Below are 6,031 nucleotides of genomic sequence, written 5' to 3' on the forward strand. Positions count from 1 at the left end.
CGGCGCGTACGACCCGGCCCAGCACTGCGCGTCCGGCGAGCGGGCGGCCGCCGTCCGCCGCTGAGCGGTGGACGGCGGCCGCACCCGACGATCAGTGGTCGTGGTTGTGCTCCGCCTCGTTGGCGGCGCGCAGCGCGTCGAGGGTGATCCCGTTGCCGGCCGAGTCCTTGATCGTGATCTTCTCCATGACGGCCGCGAGCGCCTTGCCCCGCCGCACGTCGCCGAAGACAGCGGCGGCCGCGCCGGAGCGCACCAGCTGGTCGTAGTACTGCTGCGGGGCCATCCCGGCACGCTGCGCCCGGTGCACGATCTCGTGCCCGAACTCGTCGTCGGAGACCTGCACGTCCTCCGCGTCGGCCAGCGTGTCCAGCAGGAGCTGGACCTTGACGCCCTCGGTCGCCGCCTCGGTCAGCTCGGCGTCGATCTGCTCCTCGGTCTTGTCCTCGGCCGCGAGGTACTCCTCCATCGAGGCGCCGATCCGCTCCAGCTGGTCGACCATCGCCTGCTTGCGGCTGTCGACCTCCTCGCGGACGACACCCTCCGGGGCCGGGATGTCGGCGGCCTCGACGAGCTGGGCCAGGGCCTTGTCCCGAGCGGCGTAGATCTGCTCGACCTGCTTGCCCTGGGTGACCCGGTCGCGCAGGTCGCCGCGCAGCTCCTCGATCGTGTCGAACTCGCTCGCCATCTGGGCGAACTCGTCGTTCAGCTCCGGCAGCTCCTTCTCCTTGACCGTGCGCACGGTCACCGCCACGTCGGCGTCCCGACCGGCGAAGTCGCCGCCGACCAGCTGGGTGGTGAAGGTGGTGTCGTCACCGGCGGCGAGGCCGACCACGGCCTCGTCCAGGCCCGGCAGGAGCTGCTTGCTGCCCACCTCGTGGGAGATGTTGCTCGCCTGGCCGCCCGGCACGTCCTCGCCGTCGACGGTGGCGTTCAGGTCGATCTGGACGTAGTCGCCCTCGGCGGCGGCCCGCTCGACGGTCTTGAGGGTCGCGAAACGCTCCCGCAGGTTCTTCACCTGCTCGTCGATCTCGCTCTCGTCGATCTGCAGCTCGTCGACGGTCACCTCGATGGTGCTCGCGTCCGGGATGGTGATCTCCGGGCGGACGTCGACCTCGGCCGTGAAGTTCAGCGAGTCACCGTCGTTGAACTCGGTGATCTCGACCTCCGGGCGCCCCAGCGTCTTCAGGTCGTGCTCGCGAACCGCGGCGAGGATGTTCTCCGGGATGGCCTCCTGGACCGCCTCGTTGAGGACGGTGCCCCGGCCCACCCGCTGGTCGATCACCGCGGTCGGCACCTTGCCCCGGCGGAAGCCCGGAACCTGGACCTGCGAACCGATCTCCCGGTACGCCTTCTTGAGGCTCGGCTCGAGCTCGACGAACGGCACCTCGATGGCGAGCCGCACGCGCGTCGGGCTCAGAGTCTCGACGGTGCTCTTCACAGGCGTACTCCTTGACGGATCTCAGTTGAGTCTGGGCGTGATTCAGCCCATCGAGTGTAGGCGAGCCGGCCTGACGCTCCGGCATCGCCCGGGAGCCGCACTGGGCGGCACCCGGGGCGGCCCGGCCGCGGACGACAGTCGGGGTGGCGGGATTTGAACCCACGGCCCCTCGCTCCCAAAGCGAGTGCGCTACCAAGCTGCGCCACACCCCGTGGCGACGTGCAGTCTATGCCGTCGCCACGCCTCAGTCGGTGCCGGGGCATCCCCCACCCGGACACAACACCCGAAAATTACCATCAGCCCCCACTCCCGTACCGCCAAGATCCGCACAACGTCACGGATGTGGTGGTCTCCACGGGCGGCGAGGCCACTACATCCCGGACGTTGCGCGGATCTTGGGTCGCGGTGCCGCCGGATCGCGGACGACGCGACGCCGCGGGGCGGTGACGCGGTTACGCGTCGGGCAACAGCATTGGGTACGCTAGAGGCGCGTCCCGTTTCGGCGGGATGCACGCGGGCGTAGCTCAATGGTAGAGCTTCAGTCTTCCAAACTGACTACGCGAGTTCGATTCTCGTCGCCCGCTCCACGCACGAAGGCCCAGGTGGCCCGCACGGTGGCGGCACCTGGGCCCACTCGGCGAGGCCGAGTCGCCGTGTCACTTCAGGTGGAACCGTTCGTCTGCCGCGAGGGCAGCCAACTGCGGCACGGAGAACGGCAGCTTCGTCAACCCCGGCCGGCTCTCGTCCAGCCGCGCGGCCTGCGCCACGAATACCACCACGCCGTCCGGGTGCCGGTACGCCGACCACTGGTCGAGCCGATCGTCGTCGGTCGGTCGGACCACCACGCCGACCCGCACGGCGCCGACGGTCTCGACCTGGCACTCGCCCCGCATGCTCCAGAACGTCTGGGCCAGGTCGCACGGCTCGGTCGGCAGCGGGTTGCCGGCAGCGTGCACCTCGACGATCACGCGCCCGGTGCCCTCACCCTGGGCCACTGCCACCGAGGACGAATAGCTCCACACGTCGACGCCGTCCACCTTGTCCTCGAACTGCGCCTGGTGGGTCCGCAGCGTCCGCTCCTCGGCGGACTGGTTCGGCGGGTCCTCCGGCGTGCTGTAGCCGGAGGGTATGACCGAGACGGCCTCGGTGAGCAGGTGAACCCCCTGGTCGTACTTGGACCCGGCCCGCGCGGTCCGATCCTCCTGCGGTTGCCCGTTCGGCCCGGTCGGCCACGGTTCCTTGGTGTCCGGAGAAGCCAGTGGCCCCTGGCCCGCCGGCTGGTAGACGTGGCCGTCCGGGGTGGCGACGGCCGCGAAGCCGGTGACGGCCAGCACGACAGCCGCCGAACCGAGGGACGCCAACAGCGCCCGTCGGCGGAAGTGCGTCCGCCGTGCCGCGCCGAGCGCGGCTGTCGTACTCAATGGTGGTGGCGGGGTTGTCTCCGCCATCTCGCTGCGCAGCCCCTCGCGCAACTCCTGCTCGTTCATCGCTCCCCCATCTCGATCCCGCTGTAGGTGGGTGTCAGGAGGCCGCGCAAGGTCTCGAGCCCGCGTGCCGCCTGGCTCTTCACCGTCCCCGGAGAACACTCCAGCAACGCCGCGACGTCCTCGATCGACAGGTCCTCCCAGTACCGGAGAACCAGCACGGCCCGCTGACGCGGTGCCACCCGGGCCAGCGCCTGCAGCAGCACCAGTCGGCTCTCCGGCGAGTCGGACGGGGCCGCCTGCTCGGCGTCCTCGCCACCCACCCGTTCACGCCGCCACCAGCCGCGGCGGCGCTCGTCGAGGAAGGTCCGGATCAGGATCTGGCGCACGTAGCTGTCGAGCACCTCGTGCCGCGAGATCCGGTTCCAGACCCGGTAGAGCTTGACGAACGTGGTCTGGACCAGGTCTTCGGCACGGTGCCAGTCGCCGCACAGCAGGTACGCGGTGCCGCGCATGGCACCGGACCGTGCCGTGAAGTACTCGGCGAACGCCTCGTCACGATCGCTCATTCAGGCCTCCGATCCCCGTTTCGAGTTAGTCACGCGGGGTCTGGCTCAGAGGGTTGCTCCGGAACTCGCGCAGATGTCACCGGGATCAACGCCGAACGACGTCCGGGGGCTACAAGCGTGGCCAACGGTCACCAACGCTGCCGGTCCGGCTCGGTCCCGATCGTCATCTTCGGCGGCCCGGTTCCGACTGTTCGAGGCAGGTGCGAGAACAAGCAGGACATCTGACCCGAGGCCGAACGCGCTCAGGTCCGGTCACCCTCGCCGCAGGGGCGAGGCGCCCCGCTTCTTGACAGGTGTCGATCTGTGCACTGGTGTAAGGACCAGACACATCGACGTCCGTCACAGGAGGGCACATGATCGTCCGACGACGGTGGACAGCTGCCGCCACCACAGTGATCCTGTTCAGCGCAGTGTTGTCCCATCCGGCTTCCGGCGCGGCCGCACCCGCCACCCCGATCTCCCTGAGCGCCACCGAAACCGCAGTGGTACGGGTTCAGCTCCGCGATCAGGCCCAGCTGGACCGGCTCGTCGCCACCGGCGCGGACCTGGCCAACCGGCCCCGGACGCGGGACGGCCGGATCATCGCCGACCTGGTGCTCAGCGGCACGCAGCTCGGCGAACTGACCGCGCAGGGCGCGACGGCCGTGCAGGTCGTGCAGCGCGCCGGGGACGGTAACCGGCACTACACCGACAGCGTCCGCGCGGCCCAGGCCCGCACCGCCGCCGGGCTGCGCGCTCCGGCCGCGGGTCAGCGGTCCACCGCCAGCGCCACTGCCGTGGACACCCTCCAGGTGCAGCAGGCGTACTGGTGGACCACGACCGGACAGACCTTCCTGCAGGCCCAGGTGGCCACCACCGCCACCGACGACCCGGACGTGGAGATCACCGTCAGTTGGCGTACGGCGGACGGCGCCACCGGCTCGTTCCCGCTGTACCGGTTCGAGGACTCCGGTGAGTACCAGTACCACTACGCGCTCCCCCAGCCGGTGCCGAGCCGGCCGGTTCAGCTGAGCGCCACCTCCAGCCTCGGCGGGGTCAGCAGGGCGATCACCCCGACGCTCTGGCCGAACGCCTCCCCGCCGCCGCTGCCGGCCGGCTACCAGAAGGACTTCATCGACGCGTACCTGACGCCGGTGGACATCCAGGCGCGGATCAAGCGGCTGGCCCGCCAGTACCGGGACCTGGTGGACGTGATCGACCTGCCGAACAGGACCCAGGGATACCGACGCAACGCCGCCGGCTACCTGGGCGACCCGGCGGTGGCCGCCCTGGTCGTCGAGTCGGTCCGCTTCGGCGACCAGAACATGAACGGCGTACAGGTGCGGACTGTCGACCCGGGCCGGGCGAACCGCCCCCTGACCGTCGGCTACCGCGACCGCGTCCTCACCGTGTCACTGGCCACCGACACCGCCGGCAAGACGGTGAGCACCACCGACGAGGTCGCGGCGGCGATCAACGCCCGTCAGCCGGACCGGTTCCGGGCCACCGTCGAGGACGGCTCGGCCGGGCTGCCGATGCCCGTCGCCGGCCCCACCCGGCTCGACGACGGCCTCCAGGGCACCGAGGTGCCGGCACGGCCGTGGACGGTGCAGGCGCTGCGCCTCGGCGTACATCGGGACGGCTCCCGGGTCGGGGTGCTCGCGTACTCCCAGGAACACGCCCGGGAGTGGGCCACCCCGCTGGTGACGCTGGAGTTCGCCGAGCGGATGCTGGCCAACGCCCGGACCGACCCGGCCACCCGTGAGCTGCTGGAGCAGGTCGACATCTTCGTCATCCCGGTGGTCAACCCGGACGGGGCGAACTACTCGTTCAACGACTACAACTTCCAGCGCAAGAACCTGGTCAACCACTGCGAGGGATCGGCACGGGACCCGAAGTACCGCACCTCGTGGGGCGTCGACGTCAACCGCAACTACACCGTCGGGTCGTACTTCGACGGCTACGTGGGGGCCAGCGCGAACTGCCTCTCCGGCAACTACGCCGGCACGGCGGAGCTGTCCGAGGCGGAGAGCGGCAACGTCATCGCGTTGGCCAAGGCCCACCAGAACATCAAGTTCGCGATGAACGTGCACTCCTACGGCGGGTACTTCATGTGGCCGCCGGGGGCGTACCGGGCCGACGGCAGGGTCACCCTGCCTCGACCGTCGATCGACGAGTCGACGCTGTTCCTCAACAGCGCCCGGCGGATCGTCGGCGCCATCGCCCAGGAGCGCGGCACCGTCACCTGGCCGTCGCAGACCGGACCGGTCGCCGACGTGCTCTACTCCGCAGCCGGCAACTCGGCCGACCAGCTCTACTACGAGCTGGGCATCTTCGCCTGGGACTTCGAGGTCGGCAACGACCTGTGGAACCCGGCGACCAACCAGTGGGAGGGCGTCGGCTTCCAGCCGCCGTTCGACGAGGCGCACGGCGAATCCCAGGAGTACGCCGGCGGGCTGGTGGAGATGGTCCGGGTGGCCCGCGACTACGCCGCCGCCGAGGCCGCCGCCGGCTGACCCGCGGGTCCCAACAGGACGCCGGTGGCGTCGCGTTCCTCATGGCTCATCCCGGCGACCGGCTCGTCCAGCAGCAGCAGTCGCGCGTCCTGCACCAGCAGCATG

4 protein-coding genes and 2 tRNA genes are annotated in these 6,031 nt (G+C 70.4%); 2 read left to right on the top strand and 4 right to left on the bottom strand.

From position 1 onward, the window contains the following. Positions 1-91: 91 nt before the first annotated feature. Positions 92-1,438 (bottom strand): trigger factor, encoded by a 1,347-nt coding sequence (tig, locus tag ABZ749_RS27225; protein ID WP_357232811.1) that lies wholly within the window; start codon positions 1,436-1,438, stop codon positions 92-94. Between the two features lie 138 nt (positions 1,439-1,576). Next, positions 1,577-1,650 (bottom strand) — tRNA-Pro (locus tag ABZ749_RS27230). Positions 1,651-1,951: 301 nt separating this feature from the next. Here ABZ749_RS27230 and ABZ749_RS27235 point away from each other — a divergent pair. Continuing rightward, positions 1,952-2,025 (top strand) — tRNA-Gly (locus tag ABZ749_RS27235). Between the two features lie 69 nt (positions 2,026-2,094). Here ABZ749_RS27235 and ABZ749_RS27240 read toward each other — a convergent pair. Next, positions 2,095-2,925 carry a hypothetical protein gene (locus tag ABZ749_RS27240; RefSeq protein WP_357232813.1) on the bottom strand — a complete coding sequence of 277 codons (831 nt, stop codon included), beginning with the start codon at positions 2,923-2,925 and terminating at the stop codon, positions 2,095-2,097. Continuing rightward, positions 2,922-3,431, bottom strand: a complete 510-nt coding sequence (locus ABZ749_RS27245; RefSeq protein ID WP_357232815.1) for a SigE family RNA polymerase sigma factor — start codon at positions 3,429-3,431, stop codon at positions 2,922-2,924. The genes ABZ749_RS27240 and ABZ749_RS27245 overlap by 4 nt, the downstream gene beginning before the upstream one ends. A 353-nt stretch (positions 3,432-3,784) precedes the next feature. Between ABZ749_RS27245 and ABZ749_RS27250 the strand changes: the two genes are divergently transcribed. After that, positions 3,785-5,926 (top strand): M14 family zinc carboxypeptidase, encoded by a 2,142-nt coding sequence (locus ABZ749_RS27250; protein ID WP_357232817.1) that lies wholly within the window; start codon positions 3,785-3,787, stop codon positions 5,924-5,926. The last annotated feature ends 105 nt before the right edge of the window (positions 5,927-6,031 follow it).

The sequence above is a fragment of the Micromonospora sp. NPDC047753 genome, from assembly GCF_040642735.1.
Taxonomy (GTDB): domain Bacteria; phylum Actinomycetota; class Actinomycetes; order Mycobacteriales; family Micromonosporaceae; genus Micromonospora.